The following is a 25,353-nucleotide window of genomic DNA, read 5'->3' as shown; positions in this document are numbered from 1 at the left end:
CGCCCAACGGCGATACCGGGCGGACCCCCCTCCGCGTTTTCCCGCACCAAATGGACTTGGTCTGAAGTACAGGCCTGTTGCCTACGAAACCATAAGCACCGTTAACACGCTTGGCGCCAAGGTCCTGCAGTCGGACCCCGGGCAGGAGCGAGTACGGGCGCGAATTGCCGCACTTGGCAGGACGAAGTGTTGGCTACCAAAACACAAATTGCATTGAAGCAAGCTGATCTAGAGGTCGTGAGATGAGTAAAAAGCGTTACCCCAGACTGTTTGGCATATTGCCCTTTTTAGGCATGCTTTTACTCAGTGGGTGCAACTGGACCCTGCTCGACCCGAAGGGCCAGGTCGGCATTGAGCAGAAGAACCTGATCCTGATCGCCACCGGCCTGATGCTGCTGGTGGTCGTGCCCGTGATCATCATGACCCTGGCGTTCGCCTGGAAGTACCGTGCTTCCAACAAGGCCGCCACCTACACCCCCGACTGGTCGCACTCGACCAAGATCGAAGCCGCGGTGTGGATCATCCCGATCCTGATCATCATCGCCCTGGGTTACTTCACCTACCACTCCACCCACAAGCTGGACCCGTACCGTCCACTGGATTCCGACGTGAAGCCGGTGCAGATCGACGTGGTCGCGCTGGACTGGAAGTGGCTGTTCATCTACCCGGAGCAGGGTATCGCCACGGTCAACAAGATCGTCTTCCCGGCTAACACCCCGGTCAACTTCCGTGTCACCTCCGACGCCGTGATGAACTCCTTCTTCATCCCGGGCCTGGGTGGCCAGATCTACGCCATGGCTGGCATGACCACCAAACTGCACCTGATCGCCAACGAGAACGGTGAGTTCGACGGTATCTCCGCCAACTACAGCGGCGCCGGCTTCACCGGTATGAAATTCAAGGCGGTTGCCACCTCGCAAGCTGACTTCGATGCATGGGTCGCTGAAGTGAAGGCATCGCCGAAGAAACTGGACCAGGCCGAATATGACGCCTTGGCCAAAGCAAGCGAAAACAACCCAGTCGCGCTGTACAGCGAGGCCCAGGCTGACCAGTTCCAGCGCATCGTCGACAAGTACGAAGGCATGAACCGCGGTCGTCCGAGCCACGAAGAAGCAGGCAGCAAAGATCTGGCCACTACCAAGGGTGTGGAATCGAGTATGCAACCAGCTGCCGGTGCAGAGGAGTAAGAGATGTTCGGTAAATTAACTCTGGAGGCGATACCGTATCACGAGCCGATAGTCATGGTGACGCTTGCCATGATCGCGCTCGGTGGTATTGCCGTCGTTGGTGCCATCACCTATTTCCGCAAGTGGACCTACTTGTGGACCGAGTGGCTGACCACGGTCGACCACAAGAAAATCGGCGTGATGTACATCATCGTCGCTATGGTCATGCTGCTGCGCGGCTTCGCCGACGCCATCATGATGCGTACCCAGCTGGCCGCCGCCACCGGTGGCTCCGAAGGCTACCTGCCGCCTGAACACTATGACCAGATCTTCACCGCCCACGGTGTGATCATGATCATCTTCATGGCGATGCCGTTCTTCACCGGCCTGATGAACCTCGCGGTTCCGCTGCAGATCGGTGCACGTGACGTTGCCTTCCCGTTCCTGAACTCCCTGAGCTTCTACCTGCTGCTGGCAGGCGTGCTGCTGGTCAACATCTCGCTGGGCGTTGGTGAATTCGCCAAGACCGGCTGGGTTGCCTATCCGCCGCTCGCGGGTATCCAGTACAGCCCTGGGGTGGGTGTCGACTACTACATCTGGGCGCTACAGCTCTCAGGCTTGGGTACGACACTGACCGGCGTGAACTTCCTCGTCACCGTGATGAAGATGCGCGCCCCTGGCATGAAGCTGATGGACATGCCGATCTTCACCTGGACCTGCACCTGGGCCAACGTGCTGATCGTCGCTTCGTTCCCGATCCTGACCGCCGCACTCGCCCTGCTGACCGTTGACCGTTATCTGGACTTCCACATTTTCACCAACGAGCTTGGTGGGAACCCGATGATGTACGTCAACCTGTTCTGGGCATGGGGTCACCCTGAGGTCTACATCCTGATCCTGCCGGCCTTCGGCGTGTTCTCGGAAGTCACCTCGACCTTCGCAGGCAAGCGCCTGTTCGGTCACCACTCGATGATCTACGCATCGGGCGCGATCGCCATCCTCGGCTTCGCGGTCTGGCTGCACCACTTCTTCACCATGGGTGCCGGCGCCAGCGTCAACACCTTCTTCGGCCTGGCGACGATGCTGATCTCCATTCCGACCGGTGTGAAGCTGTTCAACTGGCTGTTCACCATCTACCAGGGCCGTCTGCGCTTCACCGCGCCGATCATGTGGACCCTGGGCTTCATGGTCACCTTCTCCATCGGTGGCATGACCGGCGTTCTGCTGGCTGTTCCAGGTGCCGACTTCGTTCTGCACAACAGCCTGTTCGTGATCGCCCACTTCCACAACGTGATCATCGGTGGCGCGGTGTTCGGCTATATCGCCGGCTTCGCCTTCTGGTTCCCGAAAGCCTTCGGTTTCACCCTGAACGAGAAGTGGGGCAAGGCTGCCTTCTGGTTCTGGATCTCCGGCTTCTACGTTGCGTTCATGCCGCTGTACGCCCTGGGCTTCATGGGCATGACCCGTCGTCTGAACCACTCCGACAACCCACTGTGGGAACCCTACCTGTGGGTAGCGGTAGTCGGCGCCGTGCTGATCCTGTTCGGTATCGCCTGCCAGCTGATCCAGATCTACGTCTCGGTTCGCGACCGCAAGGACAACATGGACGTCACTGGCGACCCATGGGGCGGCCGTACTCTGGAATGGTCGACTTCGTCGCCACCTCCGTTCTACAACTTCGCTCACATGCCTGAGCATGTAGGCCTGGACGCCTGGCACGAAGCCAAGCAAGCCGGTGCCGCGTACAAAGCCCCGGCCAAGTACGAAGCGATCCACATGCCGAGCAACACCTCGACCGGTCTGTTCATGGGCCTGCTGTTGACCGTGTTCGGCTTCGCCTTCATCTGGCACATCTGGTGGCTGGTGGGTGCGAGCCTGGTTGCGACCATCGCTGTCTTCGTTCGCCACGCCGCGCGTGACGACCAGGGCTACATGGTTCCGGCCGAAGAAGTGGCGCGCATCGAAGGCGAGCGCATGAAGGCGCTGGCCCAGGCTGGTGCACTGCCTGCCGGCGGCGCACGTGTCGAATCGTTTGAACGGGTGTAATCAATGTCCAGTCAAGTAATGCACGGTGCTGCTCATGGTCACGACCATGGGCATGATGACCACCACCACGACTCGGGCCAGATGACCGTCCTCGGTTTCTGGCTGTACCTGATGACCGACTGCATCCTGTTTGCGTCGCTCTTCGCCACCTACGCGGTGCTGTCCGGCGGTTTCGCCGGCGGCCCGTCGGGTCACGACATCTTCCAGCTCGACTTCGTGCTGGTAGAAACCGCGTTCCTGCTGCTGTCGTCGATCACCTTCGGCTTCGCCATGCTGAAGATGTTCGACGGCAAGAAGGCAGGCGTACTGGGCTGGTTGGCTGTGACCTTCCTGTTCGGTGCCGGCTTCATCGCGATGGAAATCTATGAATTCCATCACCTGATCGCCGAAGGCTTCGGCCCGCAGCGCAGTGGCTTCCTCTCGGCGTTCTTCGCCCTGGTGGGGACCCACGGTCTGCACGTGACCGCCGGCCTGATCTGGATGGCGATCATGATGTATCAGATCAACAAGCACGGCATCACGCCGACCGCCAAGACCCGCATGAGCTGCCTGAGCCTGTTCTGGCACTTCCTGGACGTGGTCTGGATCTGCGTGTTCACCGTCGTCTACCTGCTGGGAGTTCTGTAATGGCTAGCGCACACGACACTCATCACGAGGGTAACCACGGTAGCGTGAAGTCGTACATGATCGGCTTCGTGCTCTCGATCATCCTGACCGCGATCCCGTTCGGCCTGGTGATGTTCCCGAGCCTGCCGAAGAACCTGACCGTCCTGATCGTGGTGGCCATGGCCGTCATCCAGGTGGTGGTGCACCTCGTGTACTTCCTGCACATGGACCGCTCGAAAGAGCAACGCTCCAACGTGTCGACGTTCCTGTTCACTGTTCTGGTAATCGCGCTGCTGGTCGGCCTGTCGCTGTGGATCATGTTCAGCATCCACTTCGAAATGCTGGCCAAGTGAGGTAAGACTGCATGTCCGTTAAGCACTTTATCCAAATCACCAAACCGGGGATCATTTTCGGTAACGTGCTTTCCGTGGCAGGCGGCTTCTTCCTTGCCTCGAAGGGCCATGTGGACTTCGCCCTGTTCCTGGCGGTGGTGATTGGCACTTCGCTGGTGGTCGCGTCCGGATGCGTGTTCAACAACTGCATCGACCGTGACATCGACCACAAGATGGAGCGCACCAAGAACCGCGTCATGGTGCAGGGCGGCATGTCGCTGCCCCTCGCGCTGGCCTACGCCACCCTGCTCGGGGTGGTCGGCTTCAGCCTGCTGTATGTCCAGGCCAACCCGCTGGCGGCGTTTTGCGCGCTGGTCGGCTTCGTCGTCTACGTCGGCTTCTACAGCCTTTGGCTGAAGCGCAAATCGGTGCACGGCACCTTGGTTGGCAGCCTGTCCGGTGCCATGCCTCCGGTGATCGGCTACTGCGCCGTGAGCAACAGCTTCGACCTGGCTGCGGTGACGTTGCTGGTGATGTTCAGCCTGTGGCAGATGCCGCACAGCTTCGCGATCGCGATCTTCCGCTTCAAGGATTACAGCGCCGCCAACATTCCGGTCCTGCCGGTGGCGCGCGGTATCCTGGCGGCGAAGAAGCAGATCGTGCTGTACGTGCTGGCCTTCGTCCTCGCCACTGTCATGCTGACCCTCGGCGGCTACGCCGGCCTGGGTTACCTCGCCGTGGCGGCCGCCATGGGCCTGTACTGGCTGTACATGGCCTGGGGTGGCTACAAGGCCGAGGATGACAGCAAGTGGGCACGCAAGGTGTTCGGCTTCTCCATCCTCACCGTCACCGCCCTGAGCGTGATGATGTCGGTGGACAGCCAGACCGCGGCCGATGTGCTGATGACCTACGCGCGCTGACAGCTGGCTGAACAGCAAAAACGCCCCGGCTTGCCGGGGCGTTTTTTTTTGTGTCGGAAAATACATAACTATCCAGTTGACAGGGTCACGCACTTTGCAGGATTTTATCCGCCGCAGGTCAGGATGACCTGGCGGCCGTGGGTTGGCCGTACCCTCTTTCGACAAAGGACTGTACCGTGACCGAATCGAGCTTCGCTCTCTCGGCAGATGGCGCGTTGCCGCGCCAACGCCCCCTCGCTGCGCCCATCGACACCGCGCTCGCCATTCTGCAATGCCTGTTCCGCCGCCGCAGCCTGGCCCCCGGGCAGGACCCTGCGCTGGATGAGGCCGCCCTGGCACCGCACCTGCCGAAGGTGTTGGCCGCGCTCGAACAAGGCCTGCCGATCGAAATGGTGCTGCCGGCGTTCCCTGGCAAGTCGCCGAACCGCCAGAAGACCCTCGGCCCGCTACCTGATCTGGCCGAGCACCACGCCATCGACGAACTGCACCGGCTGTGCGAGGAGATCCGTGCGCTGCACGCGCCGGGCGCGGTGATCCATATCTGTTCGGACGGTTATGTATTCTCCGACCTGGTGCGCGTGCCCGATGTCCATGTCCAGGCCTACACCGACGATATCCAGCGTTACGCCGACCAGTACTACCCCGGCAGCTTCACCCTGTTCGACCTGAAGGACGCCTACCCGCATCTGGGCTGCCTGGATTCGATGCGCGAAGAGTTGATGATCGAGCACGGCCAGTCGCTACGGGTGCTGCAGCAGCGCTTCGAAGCCGAAGACCACATGATGCTGATGTACTGCGGTATCCACCGTTTCCTGTCGGAGGACTACGCCGGCCTGGCGGACTTCGCCGGCATGAGCATGAACGCGGTGAAGAAGGTGGCCAAGCCCGCGTCGCAGCGGGTGATCCAGCGCAGCGAGGCGTGGAGCGCCTTGCTGGAGGCCCGCTACCCTCAGTGCCTGCGCCTGTCGATTCACCCGCAACTGGCCGTGTCCGCCAAGATCGGCATCCGCCTGGTCCCCACCAGCGACCTGTGGCGCACGCCCTGGCATTCGGTGGCCATCAAGCGCCGTGGCGTCGTCACCTTGGAGCGCCGCAGCAATGTCGACGAGCGCTACAGCCGCCTGGTGTTCAGCCGTGGCCGGCCATGCCACTACGCCAGTGTGCAGTGATGGATCGACTGGCTGATGTGCGTGCGGTGCTGTTCGACCTGGACGGCACCCTGGTGGACACCTTGCCCGATATCGCCTGGTGCCTGAACCATGTTCTGGGTCAGCACCGGCTGCCCCATCTGGCTGTAGAGTCCGTGCGTGCCCTGGTCGGTGGCGGCGTGGCCGCGATGATCGAGCGGGTCGCGCATGAGCACGGCGTGGAGGATGCCCAGCACCTGCAAGCGGCCTACAGCACCTGCTATCGCCAGCACCTGGTCAGGCTGTCGAGGCCTTACGCGGGTGTCGAGCGGCTGCTCGAGGCCCTTGGCGCGCGGGGCGTGCCCATGGCGGTGGTGACCAACAAGGCCCATGCACTGGCATTGGAAGTGGTCGAGCACCTGTTACCGGCGAATGCCTTCGCCGTCGTCCTCGGCCACCGACCTGGGCAGCGGCTCAAGCCCGCGCCGGATGCCGCCCTGCAGGTTGCCGAGGGGCTGGGTGTGGCGCCTGAGCATTGCCTGTTCGTCGGCGACACGGCCATCGATCTGCTCACGGCGCAGGCCGCCGGTATGTCGGCGGTGGCCGCGGCTTGGGGCTATGGCGAGCCCGGCGTGCTGCGTGATCACAATCCGCGGTTGTATTGCGAACACCCTCATCAGTTGCTTGCGGCCCTGTGCCCGGCAGCTGTGCAACCCCCGCGAGCCGAACTGACAGGTTCGCTGTAGCTTCCACTCAAGGACGACAGAAGATGCAAGACAAAGACAGCTGGGTCTCGGCCGTCAGCCAGGTGCTGGACGGTTATCTGCTCAAGGCCGGGGGCGATCGCTTCGCCGATGTCGGCAAGGTGAACCTGGCCAAGGACCTGGCACGTTGCTTCGAACTCGGTGAGCCCGTGCGCATGGTGCTGCCGGGTTTCCCCTGCAAGTCGCCGAATGATCGCGACAAGACCTTTGGCGTGCTGCCGGACTACGGCGAGGTGATGGCCATCGACCGCCTCGACCGCCTCGGCCAGGAGATCGCCGCCCTGCACGCACCGGGGTGCGAGATCGTCATCCTCAGCGACGGCACCACCTTCAACGATATCGTCGGTGTGCCCGACGACGTTCGCCGGCATTACAACCAGGCGTTGCGCACCCTGTGCGTCACCCACAGCATTCGCTGGGTGAGCATGGAGGACCTGTTCCCCCAGGCCAGCAGCCCCGAAGCGCTGCGTGCGACCCTGGTCAAGCAGGCCCGCCTGCCCTGGAAGAACGTCGAGGCGTTGATCGAACAGTGCCAGCAGGACGAAAGCCTGGCCCGTAGCCACGACAAGCTCTGCAGCCACCTCTACAACGACCTGCGCCTGTGTCGCCAGCCGGGGCAGGACGAGGACGAGCACCTGCGCCAGATCAGCTACAAGGCCTACCAGATGATGTTGCGTGGCCAGGCCCTCAACGCCGCGGTGGACCGTTTCTTCCCCGAACACATCCGCCTGTCCGTGCACCAGTACGACAATGCCGGGCCCAAGTTCACCGTGGCCCTGGCCGACGGCCTGCATCATGTGATCAGCCCCTGGCACGCGGTGCCGGTGCGCCAGCTCGATGGTGGCCAGTCCTTGTGCGGCCGGGCCGAGATCGACGGCAGCCGGCATGTGCAGGTGACCTGGCAGGGGCGGCCATGGCTGTTGCACGAAACCGATGGCGAAGCGCTGCAAGGCTATCGCTTCGAACTGCAGAAGCTGCCGCTGTTCGGCCTGGTGGTCAGCGATCCCATGGGGCTGGGCTTCGAGCGACTGTCTACCGCAACCCTGCAGGCGCTGGTGCGCAGTTTCGGCTTTGTCTGCCTGAAGGGTTGCGAATATGCCGACCAGGCCAGTTTCGCCGCCGATTGCGCGCGCTTTGGCACCATCTACCGTTGGGCCTTTGGCGAGGTGCACGTGGTCAAGCCGGCCGACCAGCCGCAAGGGGTGGTGCATTCGCTGGAGAAGACGCCGCTGCACTGGGACCTCAACCTGCTGCCCGACAGCGACCCGCTGGTGCAGCGCGACCCCAAGTTCTGCGCGCACACCTTCATGCTCTACTGCAAGACGCCGCCGCAGCCCGGGGAAGGGCAGACCACCATCGTCGACAGCCGCAATGCCTTGGGCAAGGTCGGCCTGCGGACCGCGCGGCAGTGGCAGGGCGTCGACATCACCTACTACACGCGCATGACCTACTTTGGTGGTTCACCACGCACCTATCCGCTGGTGGACCGCGACCCACGCAGTGGCGAGCCGGTGTTGCGCTACCAGGAGGGTTGCGAGTCGTCGCTGCAGACCCTGGAGCAGCAGGTGCAGGGCGGTGACGAGGTGTTCCAGCGCGAGCTGATCGAGCAATTGGACGGGCTGGTCTACGACCCGCACTGCCTGATTGCCCATGAATGGGCGGCGGGTGATCTGGTGCTGATCGACAACTACCAGACCTTGCACGGGCGTTTGCCGATGAGCCCGGCTTCGGCGTCGCGTGAGCTGTGGCGGGTGCAGGTGTATTGAGAAATGGTCGTTTGTAGGAGCGGCCTTGCGCCGCGAAAGGGCCGCCTAGCGGCCCCACGGTGTATGCAACGCCACAGAATGTTGGGGCTGCTGCGCAGCCCTTTCGCGGCGCAAGGCCGCTCCTACAGGGATAGGCGTGATTCTGTAATTATGGGTTTTTCAAATGATGCACCTGAAAAATTCTAATAAAACAGAAAATTATCCTTTACGAAATTTGCTCTGCGGGATTATCTTCTGATTCGGCCGCCGCAGCGGCCAACGTCGCTCGGACGGTTCCGGGCGCTTACGTCTGCAGAGGAACACATGGCCAATCCAGGTTCGCCGCGCCGCTTTGCGCGCATCGATCGTCTCCCCCCGTATGTCTTCAACATCACCGCCGAGCTCAAGATGGCCGCCCGCCGCCGTGGCGAGGACATCATCGACCTGAGCATGGGCAACCCCGATGGCGCCACCCCGCCGCATATCGTCGAGAAGCTGGTGCAGGTCGCCCAGCGCGAAGACACTCACGGCTACTCCACCTCCCGCGGTATCCCGCGCCTGCGCCGTGCCATCTCGAACTGGTACAAGGAACGCTACGACGTCGCGATCGACCCGGAGAGCGAGGCCATCGTCACCATCGGCTCGAAAGAGGGCCTGGCGCACCTGATGCTCGGCACCCTCGACCATGGCGACACCGTGCTGGTGCCCAACCCCAGCTACCCGATCCACATCTACGGCGCCGTGATCGCCGGTGCCCAGGTGCGCTCCGTGCCGCTGGTGCCGGGCGTGGACTTCTTCAACGAACTGGAGCGGGCGATCCGCGAATCGATCCCCAAGCCGAAGATGATGATCCTCGGCTTCCCGTCCAACCCCACCGCCCAGTGCGTGGAACTGGACTTCTTCGAGCGCGTGGTGGCCCTGGCGAAACAGTACGACGTGCTGGTGGTGCACGACCTGGCCTACGCCGATATCGTCTACGACGGCTGGAAGGCCCCGTCGATCATGCAGGTGCCGGGGGCCAAGGACATCGCGGTGGAGTTCTTCACCCTGTCCAAGAGCTACAACATGGCGGGCTGGCGCATCGGCTTCATGGTCGGCAACCCGGAACTGGTCAGCGCCCTGGCGCGAATCAAGAGCTACCACGACTACGGCACCTTCACCCCGCTGCAGGTGGCGGCCATCGCCGCCCTGGAAGGCGACCAGCAATGCGTGCGCGATATCGCCGAGCAGTACCGCCAGCGCCGCAACCTGCTGGTCAAGGGCCTGCACGAGCTGGGCTGGATGGTCGAGAACCCCAAGGCCTCGATGTATGTCTGGGCCAAGATCCCCGAGGCTTATGCGCACCTGGGCTCGCTGGAGTTCGCCAAGAAACTGCTGGCCGAGGCCAAGGTCTGCGTGTCGCCGGGCATCGGTTTTGGTGACTATGGTGACGACCATGTGCGTTTCGCCCTGATCGAGAACCAGGACCGGATTCGCCAGGCCATCCGCGGGATCCGCCAGATGTTCCGGGCCGATGGCCTGATCAGCAAGTAACCCCTGTCCGTGTAGGAGCCAGCCTTGCTGGCGAACCCCCGCTAGCGTGTTCGCCAGCAAGGCTGGCTCCTACCTTCAAAGCGCCGCCGATCGGCGGCGATGTTTTTTTGCATGCCCCCTCTTCTCAGCCGTTCGCGCTTGGATTACAAATGGCGCCGCGGGCGCTCGCCCTCATAACAACAACCTCCCTCCCTGGCCATCATGTCCGAACAGAACCCTTGCCTGACCTGCGGCGCCTGCTGCGGCTACTTTCGTGTGTCTTTCTTCTGGGGTGAATGCCAGTCCGCCGGCGGCGTGGTGCCCGACGATCTGGTGGTGCAGATCAACCCGACCCGCGTCGCCATGATCGGCACCGATGCCAAACCCTGTCGCTGCGTCAGCCTGGGTGGCGAGATCGGTACACAGGTGGCCTGCACCATCTACGAGAACCGCTCCAGCCCGTGCCGCGAGTTCGATGCGTCGTGGGAAAACGGGGTGCACAACCCCAGCTGCGACGATGCCCGGGCGGCCTATGGCCTGCCACCGCTGACACCGCCAGGGGCCAACGAGCCACACTGGCCGGATGACGGCGCCGAGGTGGCCTGACCCGGCGTAAGAAACCTCTGTAGGAGCGGCTTCAGCCGCGATGCGGGCATCGCGGCTGAAGCCGCTCCTACAGAGGATCGTGCCTGGGCGTATCACGCGTGCACCGAAACGTCTAACCTGTTCACGCTTTGGCAAAGTGGCATGACCGTTCGTCGGCTGGATCCAACCAGGAGTTCCTTGAAACCCGCGAAACACGTGCCGCCTCGAAAAAGTATTAACACCATTTGATCCCCTCCAACGCCGTACTGCCCGTCCTACAGCGGCTACACATTCCCTCAAAGGAAATTCGTAGCCATTGATCAGGCGTTTCGGCCGTCGCGTGTTTCGCTGCTCTTTCTCAACCCCGCTGCACACGCATTCAAGGACTGAATTGCCTGATCCACGAAGGAGCTCTCCGTGGACAGACGTGCCGCCTCCCGTTTCCCCGCCCGTTTCTCGCAACTGTCCCTGGCCGTCAGCCTGGGGGTCGGCGCCCTGGCTTTCGGCCTGACGAGCGAGCAGGCGCTGGCCGTCTGCAGCGCGGCCGGGTCCATCATTACCTGCAACGGCGCGGCCAACCCCCTGGCACCCAGCTATACCAACGGCGGCAGTGGCCTCACCGTCAACGTCAACCCGGGTGCCTCCCTGGGCACCCTGCTGGGCGTGGGCGGCACGTCCCTGTCGCTGGCCGGCAACAACAACACGCTGAACAACTCCGGCACCATCGACCCGACCTTGCTCGGGCTGCTGAGCATCCAGTCCTCCGCCGTGCTGATCGGCAACACCGGCACTGGCAGTACCCTCACCATCAACAACAACGCCACCGGCGTGATCAAAGGCACCGGCGCATTGCTTGGCGCCAGCCTGCTGAACCTCACGGGCATGGCGCTGGACGCGCGCAACGGGGCCGCTGGCACCACCACCATCAGCAACGCCGGCAGCATCGGCTCCTCGGCGCTGGCCAGCCTCACCCTGGTGAGCGAGGACACCCCGGTCATCGCCGTGACCGGCGGCAGCACGGTGAACTTCACCAACACCGGCACCATTCTCGGCCGGGCAGCGTTCGAGGCCTCGGCGGCGGGCAACACCTTCACCAACGCCGGCACCCTGACCGGCAGCCTGTCGATGGGCGCCAACAGCACCAACCGCTTCAACGCCATCACCGGCTCCAGTGTCAGTGCCGGGCTCGGGGTCGGCGTGGCCTTGCTGGTCACCAGCAACCCCAACCTGGCCTACGCGGCGGCGGGCAAGATCGATGGTGGCGCCGGTGGCACCAACACCCTGGCGTTGCAGAACGCCATCGGTGGCGGTAGCGGGACCAGTGGCAGCGGCACGATCAACGCTACCAACTACATCAACTTCAACCGGCTTATCGTCGACAGCGGCACCTGGAGCCTGATCGGCCAGGTGCTCAACGGCACCACCCAGACCACCCTCAACGGCGGCGCGCTCAGCTTCGACAACGCCAGTGCCTTCGGCAGCGGCGGTATCACCGCCAACGGCGGCAGCCTGCAGGGCAGTGTCGGCGGGCTGAGCCTGGCCAATGCCCTGACCCTCAACGCCGGCCTGAGTGTCGGCGGCGCCAACGACCTGACCCTCAATGGCGTGGTCTCGGGTGTCGGTGGCTTGACCAAGACCGGCGCCGGTCTGCTCACCCTTGGCGCCACCAACACCTACAGCGGCGGCACCACCCTGGCCGCAGGCGGCCTCAACCTGACCAGCGCCGCGGCGCTCGGCAGCGGCGGGCTCACCGTCAGCGGTGCCGGCAGCCTGCAAGGCAGCGTGCCACTGGCGCTGAACAACAACGTGGTGTTGAACGCGGCGCTGACCTTGCCCGGCAGCAACGCCCTGACCCTGGGTGGCGTGCTCAGCGGCAGCGGTTCGCTGGTCAAGAGCGGTAGCGGTGGCCTGACCCTGAACGGCGTCAACACCTACAGCGGCGGCACCACCCTGGCCAGCGGCACCCTCACGCTCGGCAATGCCAGCGCCCTGGGCAGTGGTGCCTTGGGCCTGACCGGCAACGGTACCCTCGACACCACGGCGACCATGACCCTGGCCAACGCCATCAACCTGGGCAGCAGCACCCTGACCTTGCCGGGCAACAACGCCCTGACGCTCAACGGCGTGATCGGTGGCACCGGCAGCCTGGTCAAGAACGGCGCCGCCGACCTCACCCTCAATGGCGTGAACACCTTCAGCGGCGGCACCAGCCTGGGCGCGGGCAAGCTCACCGTCGGCGACAGCGCCGCGCTGGGCACCGGCGCCCTGGCGCTGACCGGCAACGCCAGCCTCGATGCCAGCACCGGAGTCAGCCTGGCCAACGCCATCAACCTCGGCGCCAACACCCTCAACCTGCTGGGCACCAGCGCCACCACCCTGGGCGGTGTGATCAGCGGTACTGGCGCGCTGATCAAGAACGGCGCCGGCGACCTGACCCTGAACGGCAACAGCACCTTCAGCGGTGGCCTGACGCTCAATACCGGCAAGCTCACGGTCGGCCACAGCAACGCCTTGGGCGGCGGCGCGCTGACGCTTGGCGGCAATGCCAGCCTCGACGCCAGCACTGCGGTCAGCCTGGGTAACGCGGTCAACCTGGGCGCCAACACCCTGAACCTGCTGGGCACCAGCGCCACCACCCTGGGCGGCGTGATCAGCGGCACGGGCGCGCTGGTGAAAAGCGGCAGCGCCGGCCTGACCCTCAATGGCAGCAACACCTTCAGCGGTGGCACCACCCTCAACGCAGGCGTGCTGACCGTGGGCAACAACGATGCCCTGGGTACTGGCGCGCTCAGCCTGGGCGGCAACGCCAGCCTCGACGCCGGCGCAACGGTCAACCTGGGCAACGCCATCAACCTGGGCGGCAACACCCTGACCCTGCCCGGCAGCAATGCCGCCACCCTGGGCGGTGTGATCAGCGGTACCGGCGCGCTGATCAAGAACGGCGCCAGCAACCTGACCCTGGCGGGCAGCAATACCTTCAGCGGCGGCCTCAGCCTCAATGCCGGCACCCTGACCCTGGCCAGCGCGGCGGCCTTGGGGACCGGCGCATTGTCCGTCGGTGGCGCGGCGACCCTGGCCAACACCACCGCGTTCACCTTGAACAACGGTGTCAACCTCGGCGCCGACCTGACCCTGGCCGGCGCCAACAACCTGGTCCTGGCCGGCAACCTCAGCGGCACCGGCGGGCTGACCAAGAACGGCAGCGCCAGCCTGACCCTGGCCGGCAACAACACCCAGAGCGGCATTACCACGCTCAACGCCGGCACCCTGGTGCTGGGCAGCGCCACCGCGCTGGGCACCGGGGCGCTCAACGCCGCGGCCGGCACCACCCTCGACACCAGCGTCGCCGGGCTGAACATCGGCAACGCCGTGGGCCTGGCCGGCAATGTCACCCTCGCCGGCAGCAACGACCTCACCCTGGGCGGCGTGATCTCGGGTGTCGGCGGCCTGACCAAAAGCGGCAGCACCACGCTGACCCTCACCGGCGCCAACACCCAGATCGGCGCCACCAACCTCAACGCCGGCGCCATCGTGGTCGGCAGCAACACCGCGCTGGGCAGTGGCGCGCTCAATGCCGCCGCCGGCACCAGCCTGGACGCCAGCAGCGCGGTCAACCTCGGCAATGCCGTCAACCTGGCCGGCGCGCTGGCCATCGGCGGCAGCGCCAACCTCGGCCTCGGCGGCCTGGTCAGCGGCGCGGGCAGCCTGGTCAAGAACGGCAGCGCGACCCTGACCCTGTCCGGCCCCAACGCCTACCTGGGCGGCACCACCCTCAACGCCGGTGGCCTGGTGCTGGGCAACGGCGCCGCGCTGGGCGTGGGCAAGCTCACCGTGGCGGGCGCCGGCAGCCTGGACAGCACGGCGGCGCTCAGCGTCGGCAACGCCGTCACCCTCGATGCCGACCTCACCCTGGCCGGCAGCAACAACCTGAGCCTCAACGGCGTGATCGACGGCACCGGCCGGCTGATCAAGAACGGCAGCACCACGCTCACCCTCGGAGGCCTCAACAGCTATGCCGGCGGCACCCTGCTCAATGCCGGCGGCCTGGTGCTCGGCAACGGCAGCGCGCTCGGCACGGGTACCCTGACCGTGGGGGGGGCCGCGAGCCTGGACAACAGCAGCGCCATCAACCTGGGCAACAACGTCGCGCTCAACGCCAACCTCACCCTCGGCGGCAGCAACGCGCTGACCCTGGGCGGCGTACTCAGTGGGGCAGGGCAGCTGGTCAAGAACGGCGCCGCCACCCTGACCCTCAACGGCGTCAACACCTACGCCGGGGGCACCACCCTGAATGCCGGTGGCGTGGTCGTCGGCAATGGCGGCGCCCTGGGCAGCGGCGCCCTCAACGTGACCGGTGCCGCCAGCCTCGACAACAGCGCCGTGCTGACCCTGGCCAACGACATCGGCCTGGGCGCCAACCTCACCCTGGGTGGCAGCAACGACCTCACCTTGAGCGGCACCCTCGGCGGCACAGGCGGCTTGATCAAGAACGGCCTGGCCGACCTGACCCTCACCGGCAACAACACCTTCAGCGGTGCCATCGACCTGGTCGGCGGCAGCCTCACCACCGTGGGCACTGGCGCGCTGGGCAACGCCTCGTCGCTCAATGTCGGTGCCGGCGCCAGCCTCAACCTGGGCGCCAGCGCCGGGGTTGGCGGCCTCAGCGGTGCGGGCACGGTGAACGTGGCCGGTGGCGGCAACCTGAGCGTGGGGGGCAACAACTCGAACAACGTCTTCAGCGGCGTGCTGGCGGGCGCTGGCGGGCTGGTGAAGAACGGCACTGGCAGCCTGGAACTGTCGGGTGTGAACGTGCTGGCGGGCAACACCTCGGTCAACGCCGGCCTGCTCAACATCACCGGCGCACTGGCCAGCGCCAACGTGCAGGTCAACAGCGGCGCCAGCCTGGGCGGCACCGGCAGCCTGCTCGGCGCCCTGGATATCGCCAACGGCGCGCACCTGCTGGCCAACAGCGGCGCGACCCTGGCCACCGGCGCGCTGACCCTGCACAGCGGCTCGATCCTCGATTTCGGCTTGGGTTCGCCGTCCACCGGCGGCACCGCGTTGGTCAACGTCAACGGCAACCTGACCCTCGACGGCACCCTCAATGTCACCGATATCGGCGGCTTCGGCACCGGTATCTATCGCTTGTTCGACTACACCGGCGCCCTGGTGGACAACGGCGTGGTGATCGGCAGCGTGCCGGGCAGCGTGCTGCCGGGCGACTTGCAGGTACAGACCTCCATCGGCAGCCAGATCAACCTGCTGGTCGGCGGCGCCACCGGCACCGTGCAGTTCTGGGATGGCGGCCAGAGCGTGCCCAACGGCGTGATCGACGGCGGCACGGGGACCTGGAATGGCGTCAACACCAACTGGACCGACGTCAACGGCGTGCTCAACAACACTTGGGCCGGCGACTTCGCGGTGTTCCAGGGCACGGCCGGCGATGTCACCGTGGTTGGCACCCAGGCCGCCACTGGCCTGCAGTTCGTCACCAATGGCTATCGCCTGATCGGCGCCGGTGGCCTGGACCTGGTCAACGGCAGCAACGGCGCCTTCAGCGTGCGGGTCGATCCGGGTGTCACCGCCACGCTGAACGTCGGCCTCTCGGGCAGCGGCCAACTGGCCAAGCTCGACAGCGGCACCCTGGTGCTCAACGGTGCCAACAGCTACACCGGTGGCACCGTGCTCAACGGCGGCAGCATCGTCGTGGGCAACAACACGGCCTTCGGCACCGGGGCGGTCAGCGCCGCCGCCGGCACCAGCCTGGACAGCAACACCGCCGTCACCCTGGGCAATGCCTTTGCCCTCGGTGGCGCCTTGACCGTCGGCGGCAGCGCCGACCTCGGCCTGGCAGGCGTGGTTTCGGGCGCCGGCAGCGTGATCAAGGCCGGTGGCGCCAACCTGACCCTCGGCAACGCCAACACCTACAGCGGCGGCACCAGCCTTGGCGCCGGCACCCTGACCGTGGGCAACGCCCAGGCCCTGGGCACAGGCGGCCTTGCCGTCACGGGCGCCGCCAGCCTGGACAGCACCGGCACCCTGGCACTGGCCAATACCGTCGCCCTGAACGCCAACCTCACGCTGCCGGGCAGCAACGACCTTACCCTCAACGGTGCCCTCAGCGGCACCGGTGGCCTGGTCAAGGCCGGCACCGGCACGCTGACCCTCAACGGCAGCAACAGCCAGCAGGGCATCACCAGCCTCAACGGCGGCACCCTGGTGGTGGGCAGCAACACAGCATTGGGCACCGGGGGGCTGAGTGCGGTGGGCGGCACCACCCTGAGCAGCAACGCCAACGTCACCCTGGCCAACCAGCTCGCGTTGGCCGGCAACCTGACCATCGCCGGGGCGCAGAACCTGACCCTGGGCGGCAATATCACGGGCGTCGGCGGCCTGACCAAGACCGGCAGCGGCACCCTGACCCTGAACGGCACCAACGGCAACCTGGGCAACACCAACCTCAATGCCGGCACCCTGGTGCTCGGCAGCGCCAGCGCCCTCGGTCTCGGCCAGCTCAACACAGCGGCCGGCACCACGCTGGACAGCAACACCGCGCTGAACATCGGCAACACCGTCAACCTGGGGGGCAACCTCACGATCGCCGGCAGCAACGACCTGGGCCTGGGCGGCCTGGTCACCGGCGCCGGCAGCCTGACCAAGAATGGCGCCAGCAACCTCACCCTCAGCGGCGCCAACACCCTGACCGGTGGCGTGACCCTCAATGCCGGCACCCTCACCCTGGGCAACAACCAGGCCCTGGGCACCGGCACCCTGACCGTCGGTGGCGCCAGCAACCTGGCCATCACCGGCCCCTTGACCCTGGCCAACCAGGTGGCGTTGAACGACACCTTGAGCCTGCCAAGCAACAACAACCTGACGCTGAACGGCGTGATCAGCGGCACGGGGGGCTTGACCAAGACCGGTTCCGGCAGCCTGACGCTCGGTGCCGCCAACACCTACCAGGGCACCACCACCCTCGGGGCCGGCAACCTGACCCTGGGCAACAACACCGCCCTGGGCTCAGGCAACCTGGCCGTGACCGGCAACAGCACCCTGGCCAGCGTCGGCGTGCTGCAGGTGGCCAACGCCATCGGCCTTGGCAGCGGTACCACCCTCGGCGTCAGCAACACCCAGACACTGACCCTCGGTGGCGTCATCAGTGGTGACGGTGGCCTGAACAAGCTGGGCAGCGGCCAGCTGATCCTCAACGGCAACAACACCTACACCGGCGGCACCGCGTTGCAAGCGGGCAGTCTGCTGCTTGGCAATGCCGGCGCCTTGGGCAGTGGCGCGCTGAACGTCACTGGCGCCGCGGCCCTCGACACCAGCCAGGCCCTGGCGCTGGGCAACGCCGTCAACCTGAGCGGTGGCAACCTCACCCTCGACGGCAGCCAGGCGCTGACCCTCAACGGCGTGGTCGCGGGCAACAACAGCCTGATCAAGAACGGCGCCGCCAGCCTGACCCTCAACGGCAGCAACACCTACAGCGGCGGCACCACGCTCAATGGCGGCACCCTGGTGGTCGGCAGCAACACCGCCCTGGGCACTGGCGCCCTCAGCACCGGCAACAACACCAGCCTCGATGCCAGCGGTGCGGGCGTCACCCTGGCCAATGCCGTGCACCTGGGCGGCACGCTCAACGTGCCGGGCAGCGCCGACCTCACCCTCAATGGCGTGCTCGATGGCGTCGGCGGCCTGAACAAATCGGGTGCCGCCACCCTGACCCTCAACGGCGCCAGCAATTACCTCGGCGGCACCACCCTCGGTGCTGGCCAGCTCGTGGTCGGCAACGACAACGCGCTGGGGCAGGGCGCCCTGACCGTCGCCGGGGCCTCGACCCTGAGCGCCGGCAGCAACGTCACCCTGGCCAACAATGCCACCCTCAATGCCGGCCTCACCGTTGCTGGCAGCAACGACCTGACCCTCAACGGCGTGCTCAACGGCACCGCCGGGCTGGTCAAGAACGGCAGCGGCAACCTCACCCTCAACGGCAACAACGGCTTCCAGGGCGGCACCCAGCTCAATGCCGGGCGCCTGACCGTGGGCAGCAGCGGCGCCCTGGGCACCGGCACCCTGGCGGTCACCGCCGACGCCACCCTGGCCAACAGCGCGCCCATGGCCCTGGGCAACACCCTCGCCTTGAGCAACGGCGCCAACCTGACCGTTGAAGCCGCCAACGCGCTGATCCTCAGCGGCGACCTCGGCGGCAGCGGCAACCTGGTCAAGACCGGCGTCGACGACCTCACCCTGGTCGGCGTCAAGACCTTCACCGGCAACGTCGATATCCAGGCCGGTTCCCTTACCACCCTGGGCAGCGGCGTGCTGGCCAACGTCGACACCCTCAACGTCGGCGCCAGCGGCCAGCTCAACCTCAACGGCAATGCCAGCCTGGGCAGCCTGACCGGCAGCGGCCAGGTCGATGTCGGTGTCGGCAGCGTCCTGAGCCTGGGCAGCAACAACCTCAGCAGCACCTTCGCCGGCGGCCTCAACGGCCTGGGCGGGCTGACCAAGGTCGGTACCGGCACCCTGACCCTGACGGGCACCGGCAACCTGGCCGACAACACCCAGGTCAACGGCGGCACCCTGAAAATCGATGGCAGCCTGGGCAGCAACCTGCTGACCGTCGCCAGCGGCGCCACCCTGACCGGTAGCGGCAGCGCCAATGCCGCGGTGACCATCAACAACGGCGGCCACCTGGCCGGGCAGAGCGGCAGCACCCTGGGCCTCGGCAGCCTGGTGCTCAACAGCGGCTCGATCGTCGATGTCGGCCTGGGCGCGCCGTCCACCGGTGGCACCGCGCTGTTCAACGTCGGCGGCAACCTGACCCTCGACGGCACGCTCAACGTCGGCAGCATCGGCGGCTTCGGCAACGGTGTGTACCGGATCTTCGACTACACCGGCGCGCTCACCGACAACGGCCTGGACTTCGGCAGCCTGCCGGGAGGCGTCGGGCTTGGTGATGTGACCCTGCAGACCGCCCTGGCCAACCAGGTCAACCTGCTGGTCAGCGCCGCCGGCCTGAACATTCAGTTCTGGGACGGCAGCCAGAGCGTGGCCAACGGCCAGGTCGATGGCGGCGCGGGCGTGTGGAATGCCGCCAACACCAACTGGACCGACCTCAACGGCGTGGCCAACAGCACCTGGGGCAGCACCTTCGCGGTGTTCCAGGGCACGGCGGGCGATGTCACCGTCGACGGCAGCCAGACCGTCAACGGCATGCAATTCGTCACCAACGGCTATCGCCTGCTGGCCGGCACGGGCGGGGCGCTCGACCTGATCAACGGCTCCAGTGGCGACACCAGCGTGCGCGTCGACCCGGGCGTGACCGCCACCCTTGATGTCGGTCTGAGCGGTATCGGCAAGCTGAACAAACTCGACACCGGCACCCTCGTGCTCAATGGCAGCAACAGCTACAGCGGTGGTACCACCCTCAGCGGCGGCACCCTGGTGCTGGGCAACAACAGCGCCCTGGGCAGCGGCACGCTCGACACCGCTGCGGGCACCACCCTGGATAGCAACGCGGCGGTCGCCCTTGGCAACACCATCGTCCTGGGCGGCCCGCTGAACATCGCTGGCAGCAACAACCTGGCGCTCAACGGCAACATCGGTGGCGCCGGTGGCTTGCTCAAGGCTGGCAGCGCGCGCCTGACGCTGGGGGGCAACAACACCTTCGCCGGCAACACCGCGCTCAACGGCGGTACCTTGGTGCTCGGTTCAAACACCGCGCTGGGCACCGGCAGCCTGAACGCCGCCAGCGGCACCAGCCTGGACAGCAGCCAGGCCGTCACCCTGGCCAACAACGTCAACCTGGCCGGCCCGATCACGGTGCTGGGCAGCAACGACCTGACCCTCGGCGGCACCGTCGCCGGCGCAGGGCGCCTGCTCAAGGCCGGCGCCGCGCGCTTCGCGCTGATGGGCGCCAACACCTACAGCGGCGGCACCGAACTGCAGGCAGGCACCCTGGTGGTCGGCAACAACGCCGCCCTTGGCACCGGCGGCCTGGACGTCACCGGCAACGGCAACCTCGACAGTGCCAGCGCCGTCAGCCTGACCAACCCGGTGAATGTCAGCGGCATCCTCAACGTGCTGGGCAGCAATGACCTGCAACTGGATGGCGTGCTCAGCGGTGGCGGCACGCTCAACAAAAGCGGCCTGGCCGACCTGACGCTGTCGGGCAACAACACCTTCAGCGGCGTGCTCAACATCCTCTCCGGTAGCCTGAGCACCATCGGCACCACCGCCCTGGGCACCCAGAGCGCGCTGAACGTCAGCACCGGCGCCCACCTCAACCTCGACGGCAATACCACCCTCGGTGATATCGGCGGCACCGGCGCGATCCAGATCGCCACCGGCAACAGCCTGAACGTCGAAGGCGGGGTGTTCGATGGCAATATCGCGGGCCCTGGCACCCTGAACAAGCTGGGCACCGGCACCCTGTCGCTGGGCGGCAGCAACAGCCACACCGGCAACACCAACGTGCAGGCCGGCCGGCTGCGGGTGAACGGCTCGCTGGCCAGCAGCGCGGTCAACGTCGCCAGCGGCGCCACCCTGTCTGGCGCCGGCAGCCTCGGTGGCGCGGTGACCGTGGCCAGCGGCGGTGCGCTCGCGGCCACCAGCGGTGCCACCCTGAGCGCGGGCAACCTGACCCTGGACAACGGCTCCAGCTTCAACGCGGCCCTCGGCGCAGCGGTCGGTGGCGCCGCCGCGCTGGTCGACGTGGCGAACAACCTGACCCTGGGCGGCACCCTCAATGTCACCGACATCGGCGGCTTCGGCGCCGGCGTGTACCGCCTGTTCGCCTATGGCGGGAGCTTGGTCAACAATGGCCTGGCCATCGGCAGCGCGCCGGTGCCGGCCACCGACCTGACCGTGCAGACCGCCGTCGCCAACCAGGTCAACCTGGTGGTCGGCGGAGCCAGCAACGTGCTGTTCTGGGATGGCAGCCAGAGCGTCGCCAACGGCCTGATCGACGGCGGCAGCGGCACCTGGAACGCCGTCAACAGCAACTGGACCGACGCCAACGGCGTGCTCAACCAAACCTGGAACGACACCTTTGCCGTGTTCCAGGGCGCCCCGGGCACCGTCACCGTCGACGGCAGCCACACCCTTACCGGCCTGCAGTTCAGCACTGATGGCTACGTGCTCAACGCCGGCGCCGCCGGTGAACTGCTGGGTAACGGCGCCACCAACCTGCGGGTCGACACGGGCGTCACCGCCACCCTCAACGTCGCCCTCAATGGTACCGGCAGCCTCGCCAAGCAGGACGCCGGCACCCTGGTGCTCAACGTCGCCAACGGCTACAGCGGCGGCACCGCGCTCAACGGCGGCACCCTGCGGGTGGGCAATGACAGCGCGCTGGGCAGCGGTACCCTGACCGCCGCAGCCGGCACCACACTGGACAGCAACAAGGCGGTCACCCTGGCCAACAATGCCGTGCTCAATGGCGCCCTGGCCATTGCGGGCAGCAACGCCCTGACCCTCAACGGCGCCATCAGCGGCACGGGCGGCCTGGTCAAGAACGGCACCAGCCAGCTGACCCTGGGCGGTACCAACAGCTACACCGGCGGCACCCAGATCAACGCCGGCAGCGTGGTGGGCAACAGCACCAGCCTGCAGGGCGCCATCCTCAACAACGCCGCGCTGACCTTCGAACAGAACGCCAACGGCAGCTACACCGGCAACCTCACCGGCAACGGCAGCTTGACCAAGAACGGCAGCGGCGAACTGCTGCTGACCGGCGTCAACGGCCTGACCGGTGCCACCACCGTCAACGCCGGCAGCCTGCTGGTCAACGGCCGCCTCGACAGCGCCACCGTGCAGGTCGCCACCGGCGCCCGCCTGGGCGGCAGCGGCACCTACGGCGGCACCGTGCAGATCGCCGACGGCGCCACCCTGGCCGCAGGCCAGAGCGCCACGCCGTTGACCGTGGGCAACCTCAACCTGAGTTCGGGCAGCGCGCTGGACTTCAGCCTGGGCGCCCCGGCCGCGTCCACCACCGTGGTCAAGGTCAACGGCAACCTGGTGCTCGATGGCACGTTGAACATCACCGATCTCGGTGGCTTCGGCACCGGTGTCTACCAGCTGTTCAGCTACAGCGGCAGCCTTACCGACAATGGCCTGGTGTTCGGCGCCATCCCCGGCGGCGTGGCCCTGGCCGACCTCGGCCTGCAGACCGCCATTGCCAACCAGCTCAATCTGGTGGTGCAGAACTACGGTGAAGAGCTGCAGTTCTGGAACGGCGGCAAGACCAACCCCGACGGCAGCATCGGTGGCGGCAGCGGCACCTGGGGCCCGAACACCAACTGGACCAACGCGTCCGGCACCACCTCCACCGGCTGGAGCGGCGAGTACGCTGTGTTCGGCGGCGCGCCAGGCACTGTCACCGTGGTGGGTAACCAGTCGTTTTCCGGCATGCAGTTCCTCAGCGACGGCTACCAGGTGGTGCCGGGCGCGGGCGGCAGCCTGACCCCGGTCAACGAGGCAGACGGCGGCCTGGCGCCGGTGCGGGTCAATGCCGGCGCCACCGCCGTGGTCAGTGCGCCACTGGTCGGTACCGGCGGTATCGAGAAGCTCGACGCCGGCACCCTGGTGCTCAGCGGCGCCAACACCTACAGCGGCGGCACCACCGTCAGCGGCGGCACCCTGGTGGGCAACACCACCAGCCTGCAGGGCAACATCCTCAACAACGCCAGCCTGGTGTTCCAGCAATCGGCCAACGGCACCTTCAATGGCACCCTGAGCGGCACCGGCACCACCACCAAGCAAGGGGCCGGCACCCTGCTGCTGACCGGCAACCAACCCACCACCGGCGCGTTCAACGTCAACCAGGGCGTGCTCCAGGTCGGTGACGCGGCCCATCCGGGCACCACCCTCGGTGCCCAGGTGACCGTGGCCAATGGCGCCGCGCTGACCGGCAACGGCAGCGTCGGCGGGCTGGTCAACAACGGCACGGTGATGCCTGGGCCTGGCGGCAACCTGAACGTGACCGGCAACTTCACCAACGGCCCTGGCGGCACCCTGGTCATCGACCTTGGCGTCGAGCCGGTGAACTACCTGAACGTGGGCGGCACCGCCAACCTGGGCGGCAGCCTGCAGGTGCTGAACGTCGACGATGACGACGGGGTGTACACCGTGGTCAGCGCGGGTGGTGGCATCAATGGCACCTTCGCCGGCACCAACCTGAGCAACTCGGCGTTCCTCAACAGTGTGCTGGCCTATGGCACCAACCAGGTGACCCTGTCGATCAGCCGCAACGGCACCTCGTTCGCCGACGTCGCCGCCTCCGGCAACCAGCGCGGTGTCGCCACCGCCTTGGAAAGCGCCGGGGCCCCGGCGGCGTTGCGCAACACCATCGTGACCATGGACCGTGATTCGGCGCGCAGTGCCTTCGACAGCCTGTCCGGCGAGATCCACGCCAGCACCGCGACCGTGCTGATCGAGGACTCGCGCTACATCCGCGACGCGGTCAACGACCGTCTGCGCCAGGCCGATTGCACCCGCGAGAACGACCCACGGCGCACCCTGGCGCCCACCGCCAACCAGCAGCTCACCAGCGAAGGTTGCCAAGGCCAGGCCGTGGGCTGGATCCGCGCCATCGGCGGTTGGGGTGACTACGACGGCAACAGCAACCATGCCAGCGTCGACCGCGACCTGTCGGGCTTCATGCTCGGTGTGGACCGTGCGCTGGATGACGAGTGGAAGGTCGGTGTCGCCGCAGGCTACACCCGCTCCAGCATCGACGCCCACCGTCGCCGCTCGGACGCCACCGTCGACAGCTACCACCTGACCACCTACCTGGGTTACCAGCTGGACGCCTTCGCTGCACGCCTGGGCGTGGCTTACGCCTGGCACGACATCGACACCAAGCGCGATGTCGCGGTGGGCAGCTACGACGACCGGCTCAAGGCCAAGTACAAGGCGCGCAGCGCCCAGGTGTTCGGCGAGGTGGGGTATGCCATCGATGCCGGTGGTATCGCCCTGGAGCCGTTCGCCGGGTTGGCCTACGTCAACTACGACAGCGACACCGCCCATGAGAAGGGTGGGGCAGGGCGGCTGGAGGGCAAGGTCGATCAGGATGTGACCTATTCCACCCTCGGTGTGCGGGCGGGCAAGCACATCAAGCTCGACAGTGGCGGCACCATCACGCCACGGCTGTCCGTGGGCTGGCGCCATGCCTTTGGGGATGACAAGCCGGATGCGGATCTGCGCTTTATCGATGGGGGTTCCGGGTTCAGCACCGAGGGCGTGCCGATTGCCAAGGATGCGGCGGTGGTCGAGGCCGGGCTGGACTTGAGCGTCGGGGCCAGTGGCAAGCTGGGGGTCGGGTATTCCGGGCAGTTGTCCAACGAGAACCGCGACCATGGGGTGGTGGTGAGCTTCAGCATGGGGTTCTGAAGTAGAGCGCCGGGGCCGCTGCGCGGCCCTTTCGCGGCACAAGGCCGCTCCTACAGGGAGATCGCATTCCCTCTGTAGGAGCGGCCTTGTGCCGCGAAAGGGGCGCAAAGCGCCCCCGGCTTCCTGACGCCGTCAGACATTTCCGAATCTGAAACA

General features: G+C 66.2%; 11 protein-coding genes. All 11 read left to right on the top strand.

Going from position 1 to position 25,353, the window contains the following annotated elements; translation table 11 throughout:
- Positions 1-242 precede the first annotated feature (242 nt).
- A complete protein-coding gene (gene cyoA / locus P5705_RS13460; RefSeq protein ID WP_213659645.1) occupies positions 243-1,187 on the top strand; it encodes a ubiquinol oxidase subunit II in 945 nt (314 codons plus the stop codon).
- A gap of 3 nt (positions 1,188-1,190) precedes the next feature.
- Positions 1,191-3,212, top strand: coding sequence for a cytochrome o ubiquinol oxidase subunit I (cyoB, locus tag P5705_RS13455; protein ID WP_277461324.1), 2,022 nt, complete (start codon positions 1,191-1,193; stop codon positions 3,210-3,212).
- 3 nt (positions 3,213-3,215) lie between these two features.
- Positions 3,216-3,839 (top strand): cytochrome o ubiquinol oxidase subunit III, encoded by a 624-nt coding sequence (gene cyoC, locus P5705_RS13450; protein ID WP_240066774.1) that lies wholly within the window; start codon positions 3,216-3,218, stop codon positions 3,837-3,839.
- Positions 3,839-4,171, top strand: a complete 333-nt coding sequence (cyoD, locus tag P5705_RS13445; RefSeq protein WP_186658833.1) for a cytochrome o ubiquinol oxidase subunit IV — start codon at positions 3,839-3,841, stop codon at positions 4,169-4,171. Before cyoC ends, cyoD begins: the two co-directional genes overlap by 1 nt.
- A gap of 11 nt (positions 4,172-4,182) precedes the next feature.
- On the top strand, positions 4,183-5,070 hold the full coding sequence (cyoE, locus tag P5705_RS13440) for a heme o synthase (RefSeq protein WP_277461323.1): 888 nt from the start codon (positions 4,183-4,185) through the stop codon (positions 5,068-5,070).
- A 176-nt stretch (positions 5,071-5,246) separates the two neighbouring features.
- Positions 5,247-6,239: an isocyanide synthase family protein gene (locus tag P5705_RS13435; protein WP_277461322.1), complete on the top strand. Its 993-nt coding sequence runs from the start codon at positions 5,247-5,249 to the stop codon at positions 6,237-6,239.
- Positions 6,239-6,943, top strand: coding sequence for an HAD family hydrolase (locus tag P5705_RS13430; protein WP_277461321.1), 705 nt, complete (start codon positions 6,239-6,241; stop codon positions 6,941-6,943). Before P5705_RS13435 ends, P5705_RS13430 begins: the two co-directional genes overlap by 1 nt.
- Positions 6,944-6,966: 23 nt before the next feature.
- Entirely contained in the window at positions 6,967-8,727 is a 1,761-nt protein-coding gene (locus tag P5705_RS13425; RefSeq protein ID WP_277461320.1) for an isocyanide synthase family protein, read from the top strand.
- Positions 8,728-9,030: 303 nt separating this feature from the next.
- Complete coding sequence (gene alaC, locus P5705_RS13420) at positions 9,031-10,239, top strand: alanine transaminase (RefSeq protein WP_213659651.1); 1,209 nt, start codon at positions 9,031-9,033, stop codon at positions 10,237-10,239.
- 201 nt (positions 10,240-10,440) lie between these two features.
- Positions 10,441-10,824: a YkgJ family cysteine cluster protein gene (locus P5705_RS13415; protein WP_248918748.1), complete on the top strand. Its 384-nt coding sequence runs from the start codon at positions 10,441-10,443 to the stop codon at positions 10,822-10,824.
- 396 nt (positions 10,825-11,220) lie between these two features.
- Positions 11,221-25,197, top strand: a complete 13,977-nt coding sequence (locus P5705_RS13410; RefSeq protein WP_277461319.1) for an autotransporter-associated beta strand repeat-containing protein — start codon at positions 11,221-11,223, stop codon at positions 25,195-25,197.
- Positions 25,198-25,353: the final 156 nt, after the last annotated feature.

Source organism: Pseudomonas entomophila, assembly GCF_029478665.1.
Lineage (GTDB): Bacteria > Pseudomonadota > Gammaproteobacteria > Pseudomonadales > Pseudomonadaceae > Aquipseudomonas > Aquipseudomonas entomophila_F.
The sequence above is the reverse complement of the archived record's forward strand: the minus strand, read 5'-3'. Positions and strand labels throughout refer to the sequence as shown.

Excerpts from the sequence above, each read along its gene's own strand:
- cyoE (WP_277461323.1), top strand. The coding sequence starts at position 4,183 with ATGTCCGTTAAGCACTTTATCCAAATCACCAAACCGGGGATCATTTTC.
- P5705_RS13425 (WP_277461320.1), top strand. The coding sequence starts at position 6,967 with ATGCAAGACAAAGACAGCTGGGTCTCGGCCGTCAGCCAGGTGCTGGAC.
- P5705_RS13415 (WP_248918748.1), top strand. The coding sequence starts at position 10,441 with ATGTCCGAACAGAACCCTTGCCTGACCTGCGGCGCCTGCTGCGGCTAC.
- cyoA (WP_213659645.1), top strand. The coding sequence starts at position 243 with ATGAGTAAAAAGCGTTACCCCAGACTGTTTGGCATATTGCCCTTTTTA.
- cyoC (WP_240066774.1), top strand. The coding sequence starts at position 3,216 with ATGTCCAGTCAAGTAATGCACGGTGCTGCTCATGGTCACGACCATGGG.
- cyoB (WP_277461324.1), top strand. The coding sequence starts at position 1,191 with ATGTTCGGTAAATTAACTCTGGAGGCGATACCGTATCACGAGCCGATA.
- alaC (WP_213659651.1), top strand. The coding sequence starts at position 9,031 with ATGGCCAATCCAGGTTCGCCGCGCCGCTTTGCGCGCATCGATCGTCTC.
- P5705_RS13430 (WP_277461321.1), top strand. The coding sequence starts at position 6,239 with ATGGATCGACTGGCTGATGTGCGTGCGGTGCTGTTCGACCTGGACGGC.
- cyoD (WP_186658833.1), top strand. The coding sequence starts at position 3,839 with ATGGCTAGCGCACACGACACTCATCACGAGGGTAACCACGGTAGCGTG.